General features: G+C 60.3%; 26 protein-coding genes. 15 read left to right on the plus strand and 11 right to left on the minus strand.

All coding sequences use genetic code 11. The annotated features are described in order from the left end of the window. The first annotated feature begins 30 nt into the window (after positions 1–30). The 3 genes from tolQ to AACY11_RS15915 are packed head-to-tail and all read left to right on the plus strand — an operon-like array spanning position 31 to position 1,990. Positions 31–741, plus strand: a complete 711-nt coding sequence (gene tolQ / locus AACY11_RS15905; RefSeq protein WP_339495235.1) for a protein TolQ — start codon at positions 31–33, stop codon at positions 739–741. A 14-nt stretch (positions 742–755) separates the two neighbouring features. After that, a complete protein-coding gene (tolR, locus tag AACY11_RS15910) occupies positions 756–1,202 on the plus strand; it encodes a protein TolR (RefSeq protein ID WP_339433843.1) in 447 nt (148 codons plus the stop codon). Continuing rightward, positions 1,199–1,990 carry an energy transducer TonB gene (locus tag AACY11_RS15915; RefSeq protein ID WP_339495236.1) on the plus strand — a complete coding sequence of 264 codons (792 nt, stop codon included), beginning with the start codon at positions 1,199–1,201 and terminating at the stop codon, positions 1,988–1,990. Before tolR ends, AACY11_RS15915 begins: the two co-directional genes overlap by 4 nt. A gap of 43 nt (positions 1,991–2,033) precedes the next feature. Here AACY11_RS15915 and AACY11_RS15920 read toward each other — a convergent pair whose 3' ends face one another. Beyond that, positions 2,034–2,246, minus strand: coding sequence for a YXWGXW repeat-containing protein (locus AACY11_RS15920; protein ID WP_339433841.1), 213 nt, complete (start codon positions 2,244–2,246; stop codon positions 2,034–2,036). Positions 2,247–2,695: 449 nt separating this feature from the next. Between AACY11_RS15920 and AACY11_RS15925 the strand changes: the two genes are divergently transcribed. Next, positions 2,696–3,382 carry a GNAT family N-acetyltransferase gene (locus tag AACY11_RS15925; RefSeq protein WP_339433840.1) on the plus strand — a complete coding sequence of 229 codons (687 nt, stop codon included), beginning with the start codon at positions 2,696–2,698 and terminating at the stop codon, positions 3,380–3,382. A 43-nt stretch (positions 3,383–3,425) separates the two neighbouring features. On the opposite strand, the gene AACY11_RS15930 is transcribed toward AACY11_RS15925, so the two are convergent. Beyond that, positions 3,426–4,367, minus strand: a complete 942-nt coding sequence (locus AACY11_RS15930) for a class I SAM-dependent methyltransferase (protein WP_339433839.1) — start codon at positions 4,365–4,367, stop codon at positions 3,426–3,428. A 199-nt stretch (positions 4,368–4,566) separates the two neighbouring features. On the opposite strand from AACY11_RS15930, the gene AACY11_RS15935 reads away from it, so the two are divergent. Genes AACY11_RS15935 through AACY11_RS15945 form a run of 3 tightly spaced genes read left to right on the plus strand, consistent with a single transcriptional unit; the run spans position 4,567 to position 5,949 of the window. Continuing rightward, complete coding sequence (locus AACY11_RS15935) at positions 4,567–4,980, plus strand: response regulator (RefSeq protein ID WP_339433838.1); 414 nt, start codon at positions 4,567–4,569, stop codon at positions 4,978–4,980. 56 nt (positions 4,981–5,036) lie between these two features. Continuing rightward, positions 5,037–5,705 carry an HAD family hydrolase gene (locus AACY11_RS15940; protein ID WP_339495237.1) on the plus strand — a complete coding sequence of 223 codons (669 nt, stop codon included), beginning with the start codon at positions 5,037–5,039 and terminating at the stop codon, positions 5,703–5,705. Then, complete coding sequence (locus tag AACY11_RS15945; protein WP_339433836.1) at positions 5,671–5,949, plus strand: SRPBCC family protein; 279 nt, start codon at positions 5,671–5,673, stop codon at positions 5,947–5,949. Before AACY11_RS15940 ends, AACY11_RS15945 begins: the two co-directional genes overlap by 35 nt. Positions 5,950–6,066: 117 nt before the next feature. Here AACY11_RS15945 and AACY11_RS15950 read toward each other — a convergent pair whose 3' ends face one another. Both AACY11_RS15950 and AACY11_RS15955 read right to left on the minus strand, forming a co-directional pair. After that, on the minus strand, positions 6,067–7,461 hold the full coding sequence (locus AACY11_RS15950; protein WP_339495238.1) for a sensor histidine kinase: 1,395 nt from the start codon (positions 7,459–7,461) through the stop codon (positions 6,067–6,069). Continuing rightward, positions 7,439–8,122: a response regulator transcription factor gene (locus AACY11_RS15955; RefSeq protein ID WP_221734329.1), complete on the minus strand. Its 684-nt coding sequence runs from the start codon at positions 8,120–8,122 to the stop codon at positions 7,439–7,441. The genes AACY11_RS15950 and AACY11_RS15955 overlap by 23 nt, the downstream gene beginning before the upstream one ends. A gap of 307 nt (positions 8,123–8,429) precedes the next feature. On the opposite strand from AACY11_RS15955, the gene AACY11_RS15960 reads away from it, so the two are divergent. The 5 genes from AACY11_RS15960 to hcnC all read left to right on the plus strand — a co-directional run bounded on the left by AACY11_RS15960 (position 8,430) and on the right by hcnC (position 13,346). Continuing rightward, positions 8,430–9,368, plus strand: coding sequence for a hypothetical protein (locus AACY11_RS15960; protein WP_339495239.1), 939 nt, complete (start codon positions 8,430–8,432; stop codon positions 9,366–9,368). A 217-nt stretch (positions 9,369–9,585) separates the two neighbouring features. Continuing rightward, positions 9,586–10,134 (plus strand): hypothetical protein, encoded by a 549-nt coding sequence (locus tag AACY11_RS15965; protein WP_445261979.1) that lies wholly within the window; start codon positions 9,586–9,588, stop codon positions 10,132–10,134. 239 nt (positions 10,135–10,373) lie between these two features. After that, positions 10,374–10,688 carry a (2Fe-2S)-binding protein gene (locus AACY11_RS15970; protein ID WP_339433832.1) on the plus strand — a complete coding sequence of 105 codons (315 nt, stop codon included), beginning with the start codon at positions 10,374–10,376 and terminating at the stop codon, positions 10,686–10,688. Continuing rightward, positions 10,685–12,094 (plus strand): cyanide-forming glycine dehydrogenase subunit HcnB, encoded by a 1,410-nt coding sequence (gene hcnB / locus AACY11_RS15975; protein WP_339495243.1) that lies wholly within the window; start codon positions 10,685–10,687, stop codon positions 12,092–12,094. The genes AACY11_RS15970 and hcnB overlap by 4 nt, the downstream gene beginning before the upstream one ends. After that, a complete protein-coding gene (gene hcnC / locus AACY11_RS15980; RefSeq protein WP_339433830.1) occupies positions 12,087–13,346 on the plus strand; it encodes a cyanide-forming glycine dehydrogenase subunit HcnC in 1,260 nt (419 codons plus the stop codon). The genes hcnB and hcnC overlap by 8 nt, the downstream gene beginning before the upstream one ends. 112 nt (positions 13,347–13,458) lie before the next feature. Here hcnC and AACY11_RS15985 read toward each other — a convergent pair whose 3' ends face one another. After that, entirely contained in the window at positions 13,459–15,267 is a 1,809-nt protein-coding gene (locus AACY11_RS15985) for a monovalent cation:proton antiporter-2 (CPA2) family protein (protein WP_339495245.1), read from the minus strand. 250 nt (positions 15,268–15,517) lie between these two features. Between AACY11_RS15985 and AACY11_RS15990 the strand changes: the two genes are divergently transcribed. Next, complete coding sequence (locus tag AACY11_RS15990) at positions 15,518–16,432, plus strand: LysR family transcriptional regulator (RefSeq protein ID WP_339495247.1); 915 nt, start codon at positions 15,518–15,520, stop codon at positions 16,430–16,432. Here the strand turns inward: AACY11_RS15990 and AACY11_RS15995 are convergent. From AACY11_RS15995 to AACY11_RS16015, 5 genes are all read right to left on the minus strand, one after another. Beyond that, positions 16,422–17,189 carry a substrate-binding domain-containing protein gene (locus tag AACY11_RS15995; protein ID WP_339433827.1) on the minus strand — a complete coding sequence of 256 codons (768 nt, stop codon included), beginning with the start codon at positions 17,187–17,189 and terminating at the stop codon, positions 16,422–16,424. The two genes, AACY11_RS15990 and AACY11_RS15995, sit on opposite strands and share 11 nt — an antisense overlap. Positions 17,190–17,202: 13 nt before the next feature. Beyond that, a complete protein-coding gene (locus AACY11_RS16000; RefSeq protein WP_339495248.1) occupies positions 17,203–18,495 on the minus strand; it encodes an MFS transporter in 1,293 nt (430 codons plus the stop codon). A 219-nt stretch (positions 18,496–18,714) separates the two neighbouring features. Beyond that, positions 18,715–19,005 (minus strand): M48 family metalloprotease, encoded by a 291-nt coding sequence (locus AACY11_RS16005; protein WP_339495249.1) that lies wholly within the window; start codon positions 19,003–19,005, stop codon positions 18,715–18,717. 11 nt (positions 19,006–19,016) lie between these two features. Then, positions 19,017–19,259, minus strand: a complete 243-nt coding sequence (locus AACY11_RS16010) for a hypothetical protein (RefSeq protein WP_339433824.1) — start codon at positions 19,257–19,259, stop codon at positions 19,017–19,019. Between the two features lie 23 nt (positions 19,260–19,282). Then, positions 19,283–19,783 carry a LemA family protein gene (locus AACY11_RS16015; protein WP_339495250.1) on the minus strand — a complete coding sequence of 167 codons (501 nt, stop codon included), beginning with the start codon at positions 19,781–19,783 and terminating at the stop codon, positions 19,283–19,285. 139 nt (positions 19,784–19,922) lie between these two features. Here AACY11_RS16015 and AACY11_RS16020 point away from each other — a divergent pair, with 139 nt between their 5' ends. After that, positions 19,923–20,228, plus strand: coding sequence for an RcnB family protein (locus tag AACY11_RS16020; RefSeq protein ID WP_339433822.1), 306 nt, complete (start codon positions 19,923–19,925; stop codon positions 20,226–20,228). A 9-nt stretch (positions 20,229–20,237) separates the two neighbouring features. Here AACY11_RS16020 and AACY11_RS16025 read toward each other — a convergent pair whose 3' ends face one another. Beyond that, positions 20,238–21,317, minus strand: coding sequence for a sensor domain-containing diguanylate cyclase (locus tag AACY11_RS16025; protein WP_339433821.1), 1,080 nt, complete (start codon positions 21,315–21,317; stop codon positions 20,238–20,240). Between the two features lie 163 nt (positions 21,318–21,480). On the opposite strand from AACY11_RS16025, the gene AACY11_RS16030 reads away from it, so the two are divergent. Then, positions 21,481–21,819 carry an FKBP-type peptidyl-prolyl cis-trans isomerase gene (locus tag AACY11_RS16030; protein ID WP_221733630.1) on the plus strand — a complete coding sequence of 113 codons (339 nt, stop codon included), beginning with the start codon at positions 21,481–21,483 and terminating at the stop codon, positions 21,817–21,819. The last annotated feature ends 7 nt before the right edge of the window (positions 21,820–21,826 follow it).

The raw sequence follows: 21,826 nt of genomic DNA on the forward strand, positions 1-21,826 counted from the left end.
CACCGGCCATCGCTCACAAGGAGTTTCACCATGCAGGCCACGCTCGAACACATGACTATCTGGGGACTGATCAGCGACGCCAGCCTTCTGGTTAAAGCCGTGATGCTGACGCTGTTGCTGGCATCGGTACTCAGTTGGTACCTGATCATTCAGCGCAGCCGCGTGCTGCAGCGGCGCGACCGCCAGTTGAACGGTTTCATCCAGCGCTTTCGCCAGGCCCCCGAACTGTTGCCGCTGTACCGCGAAACGGCGCAGGTTCAGGAGGCCGAGGCCGGCATCGAGCCCATCTTCAATGCCGGGTTCGCCGAGTTTCGTCACCTCAATCAGCACGCGGACAGCCATGCCGATGCGGTGCAGGAAGGGGTCGAGCGCGCGCTGCATGTCGCGATCAGTGAGCAGGAATTGCAACTGGAAAAGGGTTTGCAGTTTCTCGCCACGGTCGGTTCGGTCAGCCCTTACATCGGTTTGTTCGGCACCGTGTGGGGGATCATGAATTCGTTTCTCGGTTTGTCTCAGGTGCAGCAGGCCACGTTGTCGACGGTCGCGCCGGGTATCGCCGAAGCGTTGATCGCGACGGCCATCGGCCTGTTTGCGGCGATCCCGGCGGTCATCGCTTACAACCGTTTTGCCGCACGTAGCCAAACGCTGCTGACGCGTTACTACGCCTTTGGCAACGAATTGCAAGTGCGTCTGCATCGCCAGTTGCACGGTGCGCCAATGAATCTCGCCGCTGCGGCCTGAACAGGAGAAACACGATGTTAGTCAGGCCGCAACGCAAGCACGGACCCAAAGCTGAAATGAACGTGGTGCCATACATCGACGTGATGTTAGTGCTGTTGGTGATTTTCATGGTGACCGCGCCGATGCTGACTCAAGGTGTGAAAGTCGAGTTGCCGAAGATCGCCAGTGAAGCCTTGGCCAACGACACGCGCCAGCCGATTCTGACGCTGTCGGTGAAAGCTGAGGGCGGCTACTTCTGGAACCTGGGTGGCGAACTCGATACGCAGCACCAGACCGACAGCGCCGTGGCACTCGACGAGATGCGCGCCAAGGTCGAACAGATTGTCGCGCAACGCCCGGATACGCAGGTCTATATCCGCGCTGACAAGGACGCCGGTTACGGCAGCGTCGTGGCCGCCATGGCCGCGTTGCAGCAGGGCGGCGTGAGCAATCTCGGGCTGGTGACCGAGGCGCCGCAATGACGGTGACGACCCCGCACAGTCCGGCAACGATTGCCGCGCCGATGCCGCGCAACGACTTCTGGCAACACAGCCTCGCAGCGACGCTGGCGGTTGCCTTGCACGCAATGGTACTGGTGTTGTTGATCAGCGCCTGGTCGCCGTCCGCCCCGGCGGTCAAACCGCCACGGGTGTTGACCACGCAACTGGTGATGGTTGCGCCGTCAGTCGCACAACCTCTTGAGCCTGAACCGACGCCGGCGCCCGTCATTGAGCCGCAGGCGACTGCGCCGGTCGAACCCGTCAAGCCTAAGGCCGAGCCGGCACCTCAAACGCAAAAAATCGAGCAGGCCGCCTTGTCGCGCAAGCGGGTAGAAGAGCGCAAGCGCGAACAACTGGCCGAGCAACAGCGCGAGCAACTGCAGGCGCGCAAGCGTGCAGATGACGCCGCGCAACAACGTCTGGCACAACAACAGGCCGCGCAACAACAAGCGCGTCAGGCGCAACAGGCCGAACACGCTCGCCAGCAGGCCCTCGCCGACAGCCGCCAATACTTGCCGCTGAGCAAAGAGGCGCCAGAGTATCCAGAGCGCGCCCTGGACAAAAACATCCAGGGTGATTGTTCGGTGCAATACACCGTCAACCCGCAAGGTCGGGTGGAAAACGCCAAGGTGCTCGACGGCTGCCATCCGTTGTTCATTCGCCCGTCACTGGCGGCGGTGCAAACCTTCCGCTATCAGCCGCGGATCATTGACGGCGTCGCTGTGTCGGTGCCGGCGGTACGCAATACCTTTCATTACCGGATCAAGTGAGTGGGGCGGCGTCATCCCGGTGACTGACGCCGCCCCTCAACAGTCAATACGCCCGCCAGTGACCCGGTATCCAGCGCCATTGATGACCGCCCCAACGGTAGTGACCGGCGACCCAGTGATAACCCGGCGCCGGCATGACCGGCACCACTTCTACCAGCGGCGGTGGCCGATGCGGTCGGGGGGGCGCGACGACACAGCCCGAGAGGGTAATGGCCACCAGTGTGAAGGCAAGCAGGGATTTAACGGTTTTCGACATGATGGTGTTCCCGCAAAGTGATCGGTTCAGGCGCGTGGCAATCAACGCACCCAGTGCCCTTCAACCCACAACCCGTTCGACCCTCGTGCCTGCCAGAGCCAATGGCCACAGCCGCCAGGTTTATTGCCATTTGGACAGGGAACGCAAAACTCTCAGGACAACGCCTCAAGGCCTGCGCAGGGAGTGAGCGCAGTTGAAGAATTGGACGCTGTAACGGCAAAAAATCCCGTTTGGGCTAGATGAAATTTTTGTCAGGAAGGCTTTGCTGGGGGGCCTGTTGGATGGGTGCTGAACACGTTGGCCTCTACGCGAGCAAGCCCGCACACAGGAGAGATGCGCTCGAGTGTGTGCGGGCTTGCTCGCGAAAGCGCCGGTTCAGTCAGCACAGATACAGGCTGAGCGGACGCTCAAGGTATGATGTCGCGGTTTCCCGCCGGAGTTCACCCGCCATGCCACGCATCACCCACTACAAAACCCCATGCCCTGAGGGCATCAACAGCCAGATTCTGCAAATGGTTGTCGACTATCTGACCGACATCAGCGCCGTGGGCCTGGGCCCGAGCAACCTGCTGTACAACGTCTATCAGTATGCGGTCGGCTATGAGGTGCATCTGTATCTGGAAGCGTTGAATGGCGAGAAGGGCACCGAGGTGGAACTGCTGGTTGCCACCGATGAGCACGACCCGGAGCAGGTGATCGGTTTCCTCTTGTACCTGCCGGTGCAGGGCGACTGGCAAGCGTGCAGCGTCGCCTACATGGCCGTGCGCGAAGGTCATCGGCGTCAGGGCGTGGCGCGGGCCATGATCGGTGAAATGGTCGGGCGTTATCCCCACGCCGAACTGGCTTGCAGCATCGGCAAGGTCCCGTATTTCGAAGCGCTGGGCTTTGAGGTGATCGGTCAGCGCGAGACGCAAGTGCTGATGAGTACGCGGCATTACCGCAGCAACGGCTTGCATGGGTTCATCGACACCATGCCGATCTACCGTTCGCTGGAGGTGCAGCAGATCCACACCTACCTGCTACAGAAAAACGGCAAGCGCGCCATGCTCGACGCCGAGAAACAGCGCGATCGGCATCTGGATCAAACCATCCGTCATACCGAGGAATTTGTTCGTCAGCGGTTGACCGTGCACTGATCGCGGCGACTCGAAGTCTTTGCTCCCTCGGATTTGGGAAGTGTCAGTCGATGCGCCGGAAGACCAGGGCCTTCAGGCCGCTTTCAGGGTCGATATCCGGGAATTCCGGCGGATTCTCCAGGCGTTTTTCAAAGCGCAGACTCGGCGCTTGCTGCGTAACCCCGTCAATCAGAAAGTCCGAACCCAACGACGGATCGTTCATGCACGCCAGCACCGTGCCTTGCGCGCTCAGCAGTTCCGGCAAGCGTCGCAGCACGCGTTGGTAATCCTTGGTCAGCAAGAAACTGCCTTTCTGGAATGACGGCGGATCGATGATCACCAGATCGTAAGGGCCGCTGTTGATCACTTTGCCCCAGGACTTGAACAGGTCGTGGCCGAGAAAAGTGACGTTGCTCACATCATGGCCGTTGAGCCGATGATTGTCGCGGCCGCGGCTCAGCGCGGCGCGGGACATGTCGAGGTTGACCACATGGCTGGCGCCACCCTCGATGGCCGCCACGGAGAAACCGCAGGTGTAGGCGAACAGATTCAGCACCCGCTTGCCCGCCGCCTGGTCGCGTACCCAGTCACGCCCGTAACGCATGTCGAGAAACAGCCCGGCGTTTTGCTTGCGCCCCAGATCGACGCGGTACTGTAAACCGCCCTCGACGATGGTCATTTCGTCGAGCTCATCGCCCAGCAGCCATTCGGCGGTGCTTTGTGGCAAGTAGCGATGCTGGATCAGCAACGTGTGCGCGCCGCATTGCTGCCACTCGCTCGAACCGCTGATGTCCAGCAGCAACCCCTTGAGGTTTTCCAGTTGTTCAGGCTCCGGCTCCTTGAACAGCGACACCAGCACCACGCCTTGCAGCCAGTCCACGGTGAGCTGTTCCAGCCCCGGCCAGCAACGCCCGCGCCCATGAAAAAGGCGACGGGTCTCACTGGGTGCCGCCGCCAGTGCAGGCAGCAAATGGGCGTGGAGGGTGGCGAGGGCTTGAGGGTTCATCAGTCACGGTCGGCCAGCAAAAGGGCCGGCATTTTAACCACAATTGCGCCGTTGCGAACGCTTGTCGCGAGTAGGTAAATACGACGTTCTTGAAAAGGCCTGTATCAAAAATGAATTTCTACAGAACCCGCCGCTCATACCAGATAAGCAGCGGATTAAAGCCGCTAAATCGTTAATGCAATTCAGGGAGTGCAGTTTCATGTGCCCAACACCCACGGCGGACGCGCACCTTCCTGGCGGGTTGATTCTGGTCGTTGAGGATGATCCGTTGATTCTGGAGTTTCTTTGCGAAATTCTTCAGGAGGAAGGTTTCAAGGTCGAGCCACAGACGAGCGCTGATGCCGCCTCGCAATATCTGGAGGAGCACGCGCCAGACGTGGCGCTGTTGCTCACCGACATCACCATGCCCGGCACCCTCAATGGCGCCGACCTGGCTAACCTTGTCGGCGATCGTTGGCCGGAAAAACCGGTGATGGTCATGTCCGGTTATGAAACGCCCGAGACTTCCGGGGTCAAGCATTCGGTGGCGTTTATCAAAAAGCCCTGGGCCATCGGTCAATTGCTCGACTGTGTCGACACGGCAATCAAGTCCAAGGCACCGCGCCTGCACTGACAAGTGCTACATTGCCGGGCACATTTGCCCGGCCCCTTGCCAGAGGATGCGAACTTTTGTCTGCTCACAAATCTGTTTTTGACCGCGCGTTCGGCGCCTTCCTGTTCGACATGGACGGTACCGTCCTCAATTCCATCGCCGCCGCCGAGCGGATCTGGTCAGCCTGGGCTGTGCGCCATGGTGTGGACGTTGAAACGTTCTTGCCGACCCTTCATGGCGCGCGAGCCATCGACACCCTCCATCGTTTGAACCTGCCGGGGGTGAATGCCGAAGAACAAGCGGCATTCATCACCGAGGCGGAAATCGGCGACGTTGAAGGTATTGTCGAGATTCCCGGCGCAGCGGCGTTCCTCAACAGCCTGCCTGCCGAGCGCTGGGCCATCGTCACCTCGGCGCCGCGGGATCTGGCCTTGCGGCGGATGGCGGCGGCGGGCATTCCCGAGCCTGCGGTGATGATTACTGCCGAGAATGTGAAGGCCGGTAAACCGGATCCGGCGGGCTATCTTCTGGCCGCCAAGCGACTGGGCGTTGAACCCCGCGACTGCCTGATTTTCGAAGATGCCACCGTCGGCATCCAGGCTGGCGAGGCAGCGGGTGCACCGTTGATGATCATCACCACAACGCATCAACATCCGCTTGAAACGTCGCACGCGACTTTGGCCAGTTACGACAAGCTTCAGCTCACGGTCGATGACGACGGTCATCTGCACCTGCGATCCAACTGATTTACGCTTTCAGGCGATTGTGGTCGACGCAAGCCCTTTGAGCTTGCCCGCGAAGCTGACGGCACCGTTTCCAGCCTCCGATTACCTGGCGACCCTCAAGGTCCAGGCCCAAGGGCAGGGCGCACGAGTGACGTGGTTGGGGCGCTTGACCGGCAAAGGCGTGAGCGATGAGGAAGTGGTGGCACTGTTCAACGGTATCTATCAGGGCGGCCTTGAGGCCCTGCGGGCCAATTACCCGGTTTAATGATCATGGACAAAGAACCGTGGGAGCGGGCTTGCTCGCGAAAGCAGAGTGTCAGTCGCCGGAGGGATTGACTGATACGGCCCCTTCGCGAGCAAGCCTGCATACAGAGGGTGAATGTCAGGCATTAGTGATCAAACGCTGCCGGCAATCGAGCACCAGTTTTGCCCCACCCAAATCACTGCTGTCCACCTCGAGATGGAAGCCATGCAAGCTGACAATCGCCGCGACGATCGACAGCCCAAGGCCAAAGCCACTCTGCGGTTGCCCACCCTCGGCGCGGTAGAAACGCTGGAACACCGCCTCACGCTCGGCCTCTGGGATTCCCGGTCCTGAGTCGTGTACTTCGATGCGCGTGTGCCCGGCATCATTCACGCCACGCAACATCACCGTGCCGCCGGCCGGCGTGAACTTGATCGAGTTGCTCAGCAGATTCGCCAAAGCTTCGAACAACAACGCTCGGTCGCCATTGAGCGGGGGCAGGGTCTGCGGCATGTTCAGCACGAAACGCAGCTCGCCTTCTTCTGCCAGCGGCAGGTAAAACGCGTGCAGTTCTTCCAGCAGCAAGACCGGGTCAAGCTCGACAAACCCTGAGCGTCGCTGGCGATCCTCCAGTTCGGAAATCCGCAACAACCCGCGAAACCGCGCCATCAGCGTATCGGCCTCGGCCAATACCAGGTCCAGTTGCGCCGCTTCTGGCGAGCCTTCACCGGCCTGCTGCTGGATGCGATACAACTGCGCCCGCAGTCGGGTCAATGGCGTGCGCAGATCATGGGCAATGTTGTCGCACACGCCTTTGACTTCATTCATCAGCCGTTCGATGCGCTCAAGCATGGCGTTGACGATGGCGGCGAGCATGTCCAGCTCATCACGGCGATTGGACAGCGGCAAGCGGTGGGTCAGGTCACCGGCGACAATGGCTTGCGCGCTGTCCTGAATCGCACGAATGCGCCGCAATGGCCGGCGCCGCAGCAAGTGCCAACCGGCAATCCCCGGCAAAATCGTCAGTGACACGCCCCAGAACAGCGCGTGCAGGATGATCCGCGTTACCGCGAACAGCGAGCCGTTGTCACGCAGCAGGACCAGCCAGCGTCCGTCGCGGGTTTGCGTCGCGACGGCGTCGCAGCTGTCGGCCGGCAGGGTCGGATCATCGGAATCGGCGCAGTTGGCCAGCATGTGGATCTTGCCGTCCAGTGGCAGGCCTTCAGGAATTTGCTGCAAGGCACCGCCGAGGTACCTGCCGTGCGTGTCGAACAGCCCGTAGGCGTCGATACCGCGAATATCGAAGGTCATGCTCGCAGCGAGCGCTTCTTCGAGTTGTTCGCCGAGAAAGTGCGAAAACAGATGCTGACGTTGCATCAGCGAATGCTTGGCAAGGTTGTCGAGGTAGCCGGAAACCTCGTAATACATGACCCCCATGAGGATCGCGCTCCAGGCCACGAACAGCGAACTGTACAGCGCCAGCAAGCGGCTGCTGGAGGAACGCCAGCCGTCAGACGGGTTCGGCAATGACATAACCGGAGCCCCGTACCGTGCGGATCAGCGGAACGTTGCCCGCAGCGTCGATCTTCTTGCGCAACCGGCCGATGTGGACGTCGATCAGGTTGGTGCCGGGGTCGAAGTGATAACCCCAGACCTCTTCGAAAATCATCATTCGCGAGAGGATCTGCCCGCTGTTGCGCATCAGAAATTCCAGCAGCTTGTATTCGGTCGGCAGTAGCGTCAGCACTTGCTCGGCGCGCCGTGCTTCGTGGCTGATCAGGTCCAGCTCAAGGTCCGCGACCTGCAACGTCGTTGCCTGGGTGGCGCCGCTGTGCTGGCGACGCAGCAACACTTCAACCCGTGCCGCCATCTCGTCGGTGGCGAACGGTTTGGTCAGGTAGTCATCGCCACCGGCGCGCAAGCCGCGCACGCGCTCATCGACATCGGACAGGGCGCTGATCATCAGAATGGGCGTGGCCACGCCCATGGTGCGCAGGGTGGTGACGATGGCCAGGCCATCAAGCTCGGGCAGCATGCGGTCGAGGGTGATAAGGTCATAGTGACCACTGGCGGCGCGCGCGAGGCCTTCGCGGCCATTGTCGACCCAATCCACGTCCAGGCCGTGGCTGCTGAGTTCGGCGACGATTTCCCGGGCGGTCACGGCGTCGTCTTCGATGGTCAAAATTCGCGTCATAGGGCAGGCCTTGATCGGTTCAAACGGAATGGCAGCATTTTGCCAAGAAATTTCCGTCACGCTTTAAATTAACTTTCATGTAGGGGCTGTCACAAACGCACAGAACGGCGCGTTGTGGCGGCCAGTGCCAATGCATAAAACCCGTACAAAAATCCCTTACTTTGCAAATTGCAATGCCCTGAGAAGTTCATCTTTTATAAGTAATTGAAAATAAAGAATTTATTTGTTGTTGGTGAATGGCACGGTCACTGCAATTCCCGTTGTGACCAGTTGTAACACCATTTTTCATGCCTGGAGCAGAACAACAATGAATAGATCCTCTGATGGGCTTTATCCTGTCTACGAACAGTCCAGCAGCGTTTCAGGTGTGTCCTGGGGCGCGATTTTCGCAGGTGCCGCGGCGGCCGCGGCCCTGTCGATGATTCTGGTGCTGCTGGGCTTTGGTTTGGGTTTCTCTGCCGTTTCACCATGGGCCGGGGAGGGCGTCAGCGCCAAGGGCTTGGGCATTTCGACCATCATCTGGTTGGCGGTGACGCAAATCATCGCATCCGGCATGGGCGGTTATATTGCCGGTCGCCTGCGGGTGAAGTGGGCAAACATGCACGGTGACGAGGTTTACTTTCGTGACACCGCCCATGGTTTCCTCGCCTGGTGTGTGGCAACGCTGGTGACGGCGATCCTCGTGGTCGGTTCGGTCAGCAGCGTCATCAGTGGCGGCGTGCAGGCCGGTGCCAGTGTGGCCAGTGGCGCCGCCAGCGCCATGACCCAAGCGGCCGGTACTGCGGCGGCGAACACCAACAGCAATCAATATGGCTACTTCATTGACAGCCTGTTCCGTGATGATCGCCCAGCCTCCGTCAGCGATGACGCGGCGCACGGCGCCGTGGCGCGGATCTTCGCGCAAAGCCTGGCCAACGGTCAGCTCAGTACCGAAGACCGTACCTACCTTGCGCAACTGGTCGCACAACGCACCAACCTGACTCAGGCCGATGCCGAGCGCCGTGTCGATGAGGTCTACGCCCGTACCCAGAAAGCTCTTGCCGACGCCAAAGTCAAAGCTCAACAAGCCGCCGACACCGCCGCCAAAGTCGCTGCCTGGACGTCGCTGTGGATGTTCATCGCGCTGCTGGCCGGTGCGTTCTTCGCCAGCCTCGCAGCCACGTTCGGCGGCCGCCGCCGCGATGCGGTCGAGTACGTTGAAGTCGACACGTACGCCACCACTACCACACTGCCCCCAGTCCGTTAAAAAGGGAGAATCACCATGCGCTCACTTCTGCTGTTTTTCCTCGGCGTACCGATCCCGATCATCATCCTGATCGCGCTGTTCGTGCACTGATTGCTTGATTGAGGCTTATGCCTGGGCCGCTTCCACCTTCGGGTGGCAGCGGCTTTTTGCTTTCTGGGTGACCAACGGTGAGAATCGCCGGCGGAAGTGGATTGGCCGCTTTCACTGTCAGTTAAGGATGAGCTCGTTGGACAAGAAGGAAATCAAGCGGCAACTGGTCGAGATGCTCGACGCTGGCCGCTCCAAAACTGAAACCTTCAAGGCGCTCTCGGGTGGGAAGGTCAAGGATCGGGTGTTGGCTGCATGGATTGGCGGGCGGCCTGACCCCGCTCTCAGAGAGCGTCATTCACTCAAGGTCACGATTCTGGTGGTGCTGACCTGCATTCAGGCATTGATCGGCGCCTTTGCCGGGTTCTTCCTGCTGTATGAAATCAGTGCGGGCATGGCCCTGATAGTCATGCTGTTGGCGGGCGGCATTCCCTTGTTGTTCGCGTGGGGCTTCTACAAGAACATTGCTGCGGTTTACACCGTCTACGTGATCCTGACGATCAGCCAGTTGTCGCGCATGTTCAAGGGCTTCGATGAAGACCCGGTGTCTACCCTGATCGGCGTTGGCATCACCCTGGCGATAGTGGGCTACGCGGCCTGGCTGAAAACGCTGCTGTTTCCGGACCTGGGGTTCATCGGTGCGAAAAAGATCAAAGGGCAGTTCGTCTTCTCCAACTGATCGTTGAACAATCCGACTGCTTTCACTGGCCTGGATCAATATTTTTCCTGGCGATTTCGCCTAACTTAAATGATCCAGGCCTTTGCTGAGCAATGAACTACATTGCTTGTCGCGCACCTCGCTGTGCTGACGAAGTATCCGCGTCGACGCCCTATTCACAGAAAAAAACGCGTCGACACGGTGTAGTGCAGCAAGGAGCTGACACAACCTCAACCGAACCTTCACGGATGAACACCGCAATGCACTGCCTAGAACGAACCTTTGATATCCAGCCCTTGGCCCAAGCGGATATGACCGTCCACATCAACGGCCAACCGATCACCGCCGCCATCGGCGAAACCGTCCTCAGCGTTATTCAATCCCTCGGTGTGCGCCAGATTGCACGCAACGATCATGACCAGATCAGCGGCGCCTACTGCGGCATGGGCGTGTGCCAGTGCTGCCTGGTGAAAATCAATGGCCGGCACAAACGCCGTGCCTGTCAGACCGTGGTGCGTGACGGCATGCAGATCGAAACCCAGGTCAACCGCATCGCCGGGCAGGAGGTCGTATGAGCCTGCAACCGGTCATCGTCGGCGGTGGGCCGGCGGGAATGGCAGCGGCCATCGAACTGGCGCGCCACGGGGTGCGCTGCACGTTGCTCGAAGAAGCTTCGCGCATGGGCGGTGTGGTCTATCGCGGCCCGCTGCGTGATGGCGTGCAACTGGATTATCTGGGGCCGCGTTACGCCGAAGCGCTGGGCAAACTGCACGGCGAATTCCAGGAGCAAGCCGGCCTGATCGACGTGCGCCTAAACCATCGAGTGGTCGGCGCCGAGGGCACCCGTGCACTGGTGGTGCTGGATGGCGACGAGCAACTGCACGAGATCCACTACCCGCAATTGCTGCTCGCTGCGGGTTGCCATGAACGCAGCGTGCCGTTTCCCGGTTGGACGCTGCCGGGAGTGATCATGCTTGGCGGCCTGCAATTGCAAATCAAGAGTGGTGTGGTCAAGCCGCAGGGGCCGGTGGTGATCGCCGGCACCGGGCCGTTGCTGCCGCTGGTGGCGACTCAGTTGCACGCTTCTGGCGTGAAGGTTGCGGGGGTGTATGAGGCTTGTGCATTCGGCAAGATCGCCCGCGAGAGCCTGGCGCTGCTGAACAAGCCGCAACTGTTCCTCGACGGCTTGAGCATGCTCGCTTACCTGAAACTACACGGCATCGCGATGAATTACGGTTGGGGCGTGGTCGAAGCCCACGGCGAGGGCGAACTGAAAAGCGTCAGCGTCGCCCCGTACTCGGCCACTTGGGAGCCGGACATGTCCCGCGTCGAGCGCTTTGAAGCCAAGACCCTGGCGGTCGGCTACGGATTCATTCCACGCACCCAACTCAGCCAGCAAATGGGCCTGGAGCACGGCTTCAGTGACGACGGTTACCTGCGCGCCAACGCGAACATCTGGCAGCAAAGCAACGAACCGCATGTGCATCTGGCCGGCGACATGGGCGGCATTCGCGGTGGTGAAGCGGCAATGCTCGCCGGCAAGATCGCCGCGACGTCGATCCTGCTGCAACGTGGTGTCCTCGACGAGGAACTGGCCCGCGTGCGCCGTGATCGTTATCTGGGCAAACTCAAAGCCATCGTGCGTTTCCGTGCGGCGGTGGATCGTTATACCGAACGAGGCGTCGGCCAGACCGCGCTACCGGCTCCAGACACCGTAATCTGCCGTTGCGAGCACGCGACCCGTGCCGACATCGATCGTGCGCTGGAGCAGGGTGTTCAAGACATCGCCAGCCTGAAAATGCGTACCCGCGTAAGCATGGGCGATTGCCAGGGGCGCATGTGCGTCGGCTATTGCAGTGACAGACTGCGCCAGGCCACCGGGCGCAAGGACGTCGGTTGGCTGCGCCCACGTTTCCCGATTGACCCGATCCCTTTTTCCGCTTTTCAGAATATCGGCACGGAGGCCGCTTCCCATGAGTAAGTTCTATGACGTGGTCATTGCCGGTGGCGGCGTAATCGGGGCGTCCTGCGCCTATCAATTGTCCAAACGCAAAAACCTCAAGGTCGCGCTGATCGATGCCAAGCGCCCGGGCAACGCGACCCGCGCTTCGGCCGGCGGTTTGTGGGCCATCGGCGAGTCGGTTGGCCTGGGGTGCGGGGTGATTTTCTTCCGCATGATGTCGGCCAACCGCAAGCGCGAAACCCAGGGCGCGGCGGTGGCGGTGGACGCCAGCACGCCGCACATCCTGCCCGAATCGTTCTTCGATTTCGCCTTGCAATCCAACGCGCTTTACCCGGCGTTGCACCGCGAGTTGAAGGACAACCACGGCATGGATTTCAAGTTCGAGAAGACCGGGCTGAAATTCGTGATTTATGACGACGAGGATCGGCTCTACGCCGAACACATCGTCGGCTGCATTGCGCATCTGGCCGATCAGGTGCGCTGGCTTGATCAAGCCGCACTGCGCGAAGCGGAACCGAGCGTCAGCCATGAAGCGCGAGGGGCGCTGGAGTTTCTCTGCGATCACCAGGTCAGCCCGTTCCGCCTCGCCGATGCCTACATGGAAGGCGCGCGGCAGAACGGTGTGGACATCTACGTCAACACCAACGTCACAGGCGTGTTGCACCACGGCACCCGCGTGACCGGCGTGCAAACGACTGAGGCGGGTGTGTTCCACTGCAAAACGCTGATCAACGCGGGCGGCGCCTGGGCGGCGGATTTGAGTGAGTGGGCGACCGGTATCCGCATCCCGGTAAAACCGGTAAAAGGCCAGATTCTGCTGACCGAGCGCATGCCGAAGATCCTCAACGGTTGCCTGACCACCAGCGACTGCTACGTGGCGCAAAAGGACAACGGCGAGATCCTGATCGGTAGCACCACCGAAGACAAAGGCTTCGATGTCACCACCACCTACCCGGAAATCGCCGGGCTGGTGCAGGGCGCGGTGCGCTGCCTGCCGGAGCTTGAGGACGTCAATCTCAAACGCACCTGGGCGGGGTTGCGTCCGGGGTCGCCCGATGAGTTGCCGATCCTTGGGCCGATGCGCGGGGTGGAGGGCTATCTGAATGCCTGCGGACATTTTCGCACCGGCATTCTGACTTCGGCGATTACCGGTGTACTGCTGGACAAACTGGTCAACGATGAGCCCTTGCCGCTGGACATCACACCGTTTCTGGCGGATCGGTTTGAAGTGGCACCGGTCGAGCCAGCGCTCGAATTAGAGATGGCCTGACCTAAGCAAGCCAGTTCCCACAGTGATCGAGTCGTACCAGCATTCTGTACACGACGCGAAACCCTGTGGGAGCGGGCTTGCCCGCGATGGCGGCCCGCGCGGCGCCTGATTCTCAGGCCTGGCGCGATTCTTCTTCCAACTGATCCGATTCAAACAAGCGTGCCAGTTCTGCCCGGGCTTCCTGGGCGGTTTGCAGGACTTTGGCCGCGTCGTCGTAGACCGCGTGTTGCGCCTCCAGCACCTGTTCGTCGTGGTGCTTGAAGCGCTTGATCCGCGCATCGGCCTGAGCGTGTGTCAACCCAATACCGACCAACGTGCGCCGGCTCATTTCCAGGCTCGAATAGTAAGTCTCTCGAATCGCTTCAGCGCCGATATCCACCAAGCGGTGCACATGCTGACGGTTACGCGCCCGGGCGATGATCTTCATGTGCGGGTAGAGCTTGCGCACGACTTCGGCGGTCTTGATGTTGGTGTCCGGATCATCCGTGGCAATCACGAAATATTCCGCCTCGCCGACCTTGGCGGCGTTGAGGATTTCCGGGCGCATCGGGTCGCCATAAAACACCGGCACGCCGCCGAAACTGCGCGACAGTTCGATGGTTTCCACCGAGGTGTCCAGCGCCACGAACTTGATGTTCTGTGCCCGCAGAATCCGCGCCACGATCTGGCCCATCCGGCCCATGCCCGCGATCACCACGCGCGGTGCATCGGTTTCGATTTCGCGGAATTTTTCCGGCACCTCCACCGGTTGCACTTTGGGGCTGACCAGTCGTGCGCAGACCAACAGCAGCAACGGCGTCACCGCCATCGACAGGGTGATGGTCAGCACCAGCAAGTCATACAGGCGCGGCTCGAACAGGCCTTGATCGCGGCCGATCTTGAACACCACAAAGGCAAATTCACCACCGGCCGCCAGGACGATGCCGAGACGAATGGCACTGATCTTGTTCAAGCCTCCGGCCAGACGGCCCACCACAAACAGCAACGGCAGCTTCAAACCGATCAGCAGCAGCGTCAGGCCCAATACCGTGAACGGCGCGTTAAGCAGCAGACTGAGGTTGGCGCCCATGCCCACACTGATGAAAAACAGCCCGAGCAGCAGGCCTTTGAACGGTTCGATCTGCGCTTCCAGTTCATGGCGATACTCCGAATCCGCCAGCAGCAGGCCGGCAAGAAACGCTCCCAACGCCATCGACACACCGACCAGATCCATCAACCACGCCGTGCCGATCACCACCAGCAACGCCGTGGCGGTGGACACCTCCGGCAACCCGGTTTTCGCCACCACACGGAACACCGGACGCAACAGGTAGCGCCCGCCCACCACCACCACAGCGATCCCGCCGAGCACCTGTAACGCGTGATTCAGACTCTCGGCACTGCTGGTGTTTTCGGCGCTGCCGGCGAGCATGGGCACCAGCGCAATCAACGGGATCGCGGCGATGTCCTGAAACAGCAAAATCGCAAACGCCAGGCGCCCGTGAGGGCTGGTCAGTTCCTTGCGTTCAGCCAGGCTTTGCAGGCCGAACGCGGTGGACGACAGCGCCAGGCCAAGGCCCAGCACAATCGCGCTGTTGAGCGGCTGACCGAAGACCGAAAGCGCCAGCACGCCAATCACCGAAGCGGTCAGCAGCACCTGCGCCAGACCAACGCCAAACACCGATTTGCGCATCACCCACAACCGTCGCGGCGACAACTCAAGGCCGATGATGAACAGCAGCAACACCACGCCCAGTTCCGAGATATGCGCAACGCTTTGCGGATTGCCGATCAGGCCCAGCACCGACGGGCCGATGATCACCCCGGCAAGCAGATAACCGATCACCGCGCCCAATTGCAGGCGCTTGGCCAGTGGCACGGTAAGTACGGCGGCGAACAGAAACACGACAGCAGCTTGCAACAGATTGCCTTCATGGGGCATTGAATGACTCCTGACAGCGGTACGGCGGGGGCGACAAGGATAAGGTCTAGGCAGACCTCCAATCCACTGAAGATCCACTGTGGGAGCGGGCTTGCTCGCGAAAGCGGCGGGTCGGTTGAACGAAATGTCAGTTGACACACTGCCTTCGCGAGCAATCCCTTCTCTCGGGGGAATCTTCTTGAAGCCTGTAATAATTTGCATCAATTGGTTACATTCATAGCCTTTGTGAATCAATCGTCCGAGTTCCGCCATGGCCATCAACTTCGATCTCAACGACTTGCAAGCCTTTCGCGCCGTGGTCGAGCAGGGCAGTTTCCGCAAGGCCGCCGACACCGTACGTCTGTCGCAACCGGCGCTGAGCCGGCGCATCGAAAAACTCGAAGACGCGCTTGGCGTAAAGCTGTTCGAACGCACCACCCGCAAAGTCAGCCTGACCCAGGCCGGGCGCGGTTTCATGCCCTGTGTCGAGCGTTTGCTGGATGATCTCGACGTGGCGTTGCTGGGGATCAGCGAAGTTGCCTCGACCCGATTGGGCCATGTCACTGTCGCCTGCGTGCCGTCCGCCGCTTACTACTTCATGCCGCGGGTGGTTGCCCGTTATCACCAGCAGTTCCCGCGAATCAAAGTCAAAGTGCTCGATTCCAGCGCCCATGACGTCCTCAGCGCAGTGGTCAACGGCGAGGCGGATTTCGGATTGAGTTTTATGGGCACGCAGGATGCCAAAGTCGATTTTGAACCGCTTGTGCAGGAGTGCTATGTGGTTGCCTGCCGGCGTGATCATCCATTGGCCGGACGCAACAGCGTGACGTGGGATGAGTTCTATCGGCAGGATTACATCTCGCTGGACAAGACGTCCGGCAATCGCTTTCTGCTCGATCAGGCGTTGAACGGTGTGGTGGCGCAGCGCCAAAGCATCTGCGAAACGCGGCATGTGACGACAATGATTGGTCTGGTGGAGGCCGGTCTAGGAGTGGCGGCGGTACCGATGATGGCGCTTCCGGGGCCGGATCATCCGATCCTGACGCGGGTGCCATTGACCGACCCGCAAGTGATGCGCAGTGTCGGTATCCTCAAGCGCCGGGGTCGCACATTGACCCCGGCGGCGTTGGAACTGGAGCGGCTGGTGGTGGAAATGAAAGTCCAGCCGCCAACGATCAACGCTTGACCGAATCCATCCCGGTGGCCTGCACGTCAGCCTGGGCGGCCGGTGCGGCGAGGTAGGCGAGTAGCGCCTTGGCTTCTTGCGGATGCTGTGCGCCGACGGGAATGCCGGCGGCAAATCGTGTGACCGATTGCACCGACTCAGGAATCCTGGCCACAAAACTCACCCCCGGCACCGGCAGCAATTCGCTGACCTGCTGAAAGCCCAACTGATAATCGCCCCTGGCAACGACCGAGCCCACCGGGATTTTCGTGATCATCTTCGCTTTTGGTTTCAGTTGATCTTCGATGCCCAGTTTCTTGAACAACTGCTGCTCGATGTATACGCCGCTGGCGCTGTCGGAGTAGGCCACCGACTGTGCATCGAGCAGGGTTTTCTTCAGGCCTTCGACGCTGCTGATGTCCGGTTTCGGCGCGCCCTGGCGCACTGCCAGGCCGATCCGCGAATCCGCCAGCTCAACACGTGACGCCGGGTCGACTTTGCCCTGTTTGATCAAGTCGTCGAGGGCGTAGCCGACCATGATCACCACGTCGGCCTGTTCGCCGCGCGCCAGACGATTAGGGATCGCCTCCGGGGACTTGCCCATCGACGGGCCAAGGGTGGTGTCGAGGGTGTTGCCGGTGGCCGCCGCGAATTTCGGCCCGAGGATTTTGTAGGCGGCGGTGAAGCCGCCCGAGGTCATCACGCGTAGCTCTTCGGCCTGCGTCAGGGCGCTGAAAGCGAGGAGGGCGAAGGCGGTCAGGGTGAACAGTTTTTTCATCGGGAAACGCTCCTTAAACGACGGCAGGTTGCAGGCGACCGCCAGCGCGGCGATACAGATAAAGGGTGGCGCACAACGCGCACAGTGCACCGATGCTCATCCAGTAACCCGGCGCGGCTTTGTCGCCGGTGTACTGGATCAGGAAGGTCGACATCGCTGGGGTGAAACCGCCAAAAAACGCGGTGGCCAGGCTGTAGGCCAGAGAGAAACCGGCGACGCGCACCTCCACGGGCATGATCTCGGTGAGGGCTGGAATCATGGCGCCGTTGTACATCCCGTAGATAAACGACAGCCACAACAGCGACAGCAACATGTGGCTGAAACTCGGAGCGTGCACCAGGTAGGACAGCGCCGGATAAGTCGTGGCCAGCGCCAGCAGCGACATGGCGATCAGCAGCGGACGACGGCCAATGCGGTCGGACAGCATGCCGCCAACCGGCAACCAGAAGAAGTTCGACACGCCCACCAGCAAGGTCACCAGCAGTGCGTCGGAGGTGCTCAGGTGCAGCACGGTTTTGCCGAAGGTCGGCGCGTACACCGTGATCAGATAGAACGCGGTGGTGGTCAGGGCGACCATCAGCATCCCGCCGAGCACGACGCCCCAGTTCTGACCCAGGGTGCGGAACACTTCGCCCATGCTCGGACGGTGTTTGCGCGCAGCAAACGCTTCGGTTTCCGCCAGGTTACGGCGCAGCACAAAGATGAACGGCACGATCATGCAGCCGACGAAAAACGGAATGCGCCAGCCCCAATCGGCAACCACGTTCGGTGCCATCCAAGCGTTCAGCGCGTAGCCCAGCGCGGCGGCAACGATGATTGCCACTTGCTGGCTGGCCGACTGCCAAGCGGTGAAAAAGCCTTTGCGACCGGGCGTGGCGATTTCGGACAAATAAACCGAAACCCCGCCCAATTCGGCACCGGCCGAGAAGCCTTGCAGCAGCCGTCCGATCAACACCAGTGCGGGGGCGAACAGGCCAATGGTTTCGTATCCGGGCACCAGCACGATCAATATCGTGCCGCTGGCCATGATCGATAGCGTAACGATCAGGCCTTTGCGGCGACCGACGTCATCGATGTACGCACCGAGCACGATGGCCCCCAGTGGGCGCATCAAAAAGCCTGCGCCGAACACTGCAAAGGTCATCATCAGAGAGGCGAATTCACTGCTCGCCGGAAAGAACACCGCCGCGATCTGGGTGGCGTAGAAACCGAACAGAAAGAAGTCGAACTGTTCGAGGAAGTTGCCCGAGGTCACCCGGAAAATGGCGCCGGCCCGCGAGCGGCCGTGTGGGATTGAGGCTGTCATGACAAAGTACTCCACCGCTTTTATGACGTGCGCTACGGGGAAGCGGCGCACGGTTTTTGTTGGGGTGGATAGTGGCGCAGGTGTAACAATCTGTTAATTGCATTGTTGGTATGGATTGATGCGCAAAGCGGATCAGTCAGGGGCGCTGAACCGCTCTGGGATCTGGCTTGCCAGCGATGGCATTCGCTCCGCCAATCAATCCATTGAACCTGTCGGCCTTTACTGCTGACCGTTTGCTTGCTCAGCGGCATTGCGAACGGTGAAGCTGCCATCCCAGTGCGGATCAATCCGCCGGATGCGCTCGTTCAGGTCCGGGTGGGTAGCGAACAGGCGACTCAGCGGGTTCGAGACACCCGTGCTGAAATAAAAATGGCTGTACTCACCGGCTCGGGCAGCACCGATAGACGAGCCTTGCGCGCCGATTTTTTTCAGGGCGCCGACGATGCTCTGCGGATTGCGCGTGAATTGCGCCGCGCTGGCATCCGCCAGGAACTCGCGTTGGCGACTCACTGCTGCCTTGATCAGGCTGCCGAAAACATTACCGATAAATCCGGCAACGCATACACCGCAGGCACGAGGGTACCTGAGGCAATCGCCATGAGCGCATCCAGCAGGCTGCCGGTGCCGCTCAGGTAATTTTCGAAACCATGGAAGACGAAGGGCAGGCTGGTGAGGACTGTCAGAGCCAGCAGCGACAGGATCATCAGGTTCACCAAACGTGTCGTCTGGCGTCTGGCCCTGCGTTGATTTTCAAAAAAAATCATGGGCCGTCCTTGAATAACGAGGGTTAGAAAGAAACTTTCGGAGCGACCTTGATGGCCAGCGTGTCAGCAAATTTCAGCGGAGCTGCATCGGTACCATGACCGAAACCGGTTGCCAGCAGCACCGCAGGGAAACCCTGTTTGAGGGTGTTGTAGGTCATCACCGCATCGTTGTAAGCCTGCCGCGCAAAGCTCACTTTGTTTTCGGTGCTGCTCAGCTCTTCACTGAGTTGCTGCATGTTCTGCGAGGCCTTGAGATCGGGATAGGCCTCCAGCGTCAGATGCAACCGACCCACCGCGCTGCTGAGCGTGCTGTCCGCTTGGCCCAACTGCTCGATGTTTTTTGCGTTGCCCGGTTGCGCTTGCGTGGCCTCAAGTACGGCCACTGCAGCGTTGCGCGCAGCGATGACCGTTTCGAGGGTTTCGCGTTCGTGGGCCATATACCCCTTGGCAACGGCCACCAGATTGGGGATCAAGTCGTAACGGCGCTTGAGCTGGACTTCGACTTGGGCCGAACATCGCGCCATCCTGTGGGAGCCTGGCTTGCCTGCGATCGCGTCCCGACGGACAACTACAATCCCCCTGCCAGCCCCGACAAAAAACAAGGAATGATTCCAGCACCGCGCAGTCGGAGTTCAGGTATCAGACATCTCAGAAGGTTCACCGATGAACAGCAAAACCCTAATCGCCAGCCTGGCCCTCGTCGCCGGCATCGCCGGGATCAGCCCAGTCGTTCAAGCGGCGCAAACCTCAAGCGAACCCGCCGTGCAATCTCCGGTCAGTGACCGCGAGTTGAAGGTCAATGATCGTGCCCCAGACGTTTATCAGCGCAGCGAGAAAGCCCTCGACTGGAAAGCCAAGGGCCTGAAAAAACCGGTCGATCAGGCCCAGTGGGTGCAGATCAATGACCAGTACGTCATGGTAATGATCACCAACGGGACCATTGTCGAGATGAAACCGGTTCCGCGTTAAACCCAGGATTCAAAAGCCCTGCGCCTTTAGACGCGCAGGGCTTTCCTCGCCCAACCGATACTGATTATTCCCGCTGCGCTTGGCCTCATACATCGCCAGATCGGCAATGTGCAGCAACCGATCCATCGCCGTCGCATGATCGGGAAACACTGCGACGCCAAGGCTGGTACCGATATGGCGCTGGTCGTTGCCGATGCTGACCGGTGGGGACAGTTCGATGAAGATCTTCTGGCAGATGCTGCGGGCTTCGTCCTGCAGGTTGATGCCGGGTGCGAGGTCTTGCAGGATCACCACGAACTCGTCGCCGCCGATGCGCGCGACGGTGTCGCTGGCGCGCAGGATGCGTTTCAGACGAGTGGCGGTGGTGATCAGAACCCGGTCGCCGGCAGCGTGGCCGTACTGGTCGTTGATGGTTTTGAAACCGTTTAGGTCGACGAAGACCAGTGCCACCCGCGTGCCGCTCTGGCGCGCATGGTCCAGCGCTTCGCAGAGCCGTTCTTCAAGCACCAGCCGATTGGGCAGACCGGTCAACGGGTCGAAGTGGGCGAGGTGTTTGAGGTAACTGGCCGAGGCTTTTTCTTCGGTAATGTCGCGCACTACGCCCATCATTTTGATCATCGCGTCGTGTTCATTACGCACCACATTGCCGGTTTCCCGGAGCCAGCGAATCGTGCCGTCAGGCCAGACCACGCGATATTCCTCGTCGTGGTTTTCACCGGTTTCCAGGCAACGCAGTTCGCCGGCGCGCACCCTGACGCGGTCGTCCGGATGCACGCAGGAACAGAACAACGCATAGGAAGGTGTCACTTCGCCGATGTTGAACCCGAACATGCCGTAGATCGCGTCTGACCAGTACAGCCGGTCGGTGTCGACTTCCCAATCCCATGTGCCGATCCGCGCGAAATACTGGCTGCGCTTGAAACGCTCGGCGTCGCCGTCCTGATGAATGTTCCGGCCTTCGGCGGCGCGGGTCAGCAGATCACGGTATTGGGCAAGCTGCTGGCGCAAACCACGCTCGCGCCAGATCAACAGGGCAATGACGGCAAGCATTACCGCGCCGATGGCAAGGCTGATCAAGAGCTGAGTCATTTGGGCGCTGCCAGCATGGCAAGTCGATCCGGGAAGTAATGGCGGTTGGCTATGTTAAGGGTTCATCACTCGGTTCGGATACCACGTTGATCGTCACTGACGGCTTGCCAATACCCGGCAATTCTGGGAAAACGGCGGCCAGTTGAACAATAGAGTGAATGTCATGAATGATGAACTGCAGGTCATCGATCTTCAGGTAGGCGAGGGCAAAGCCGCCGTCAAAGGCGCGCTGATCACTACCCAATACACCGGCTGGCTGGAAGACGGCACGGAGTTCGATTCGTCCCACACCCGGGGCAAACCTTTTCAGTGCGTGATCGGCACTGGCCGGGTGATCAAGGGTTGGGATCAAGGACTGATGGGCATGCAGGTCGGTGGTAAACGCAAACTGCTGGTGCCGGCGCATTTGGGGTACGGCGAGCGGACGATGGGCAAGATCCCGCCGCATTCGAATCTGGTGTTTGAGATCGAGTTGCTGGAGGTTTTGACGCGGGAGGATTGAGGCTGGC

Source organism: Pseudomonas sp. RA_105y_Pfl2_P56 (genome assembly GCF_963970845.1).
Lineage (GTDB): Bacteria > Pseudomonadota > Gammaproteobacteria > Pseudomonadales > Pseudomonadaceae > Aquipseudomonas > Aquipseudomonas baetica_A.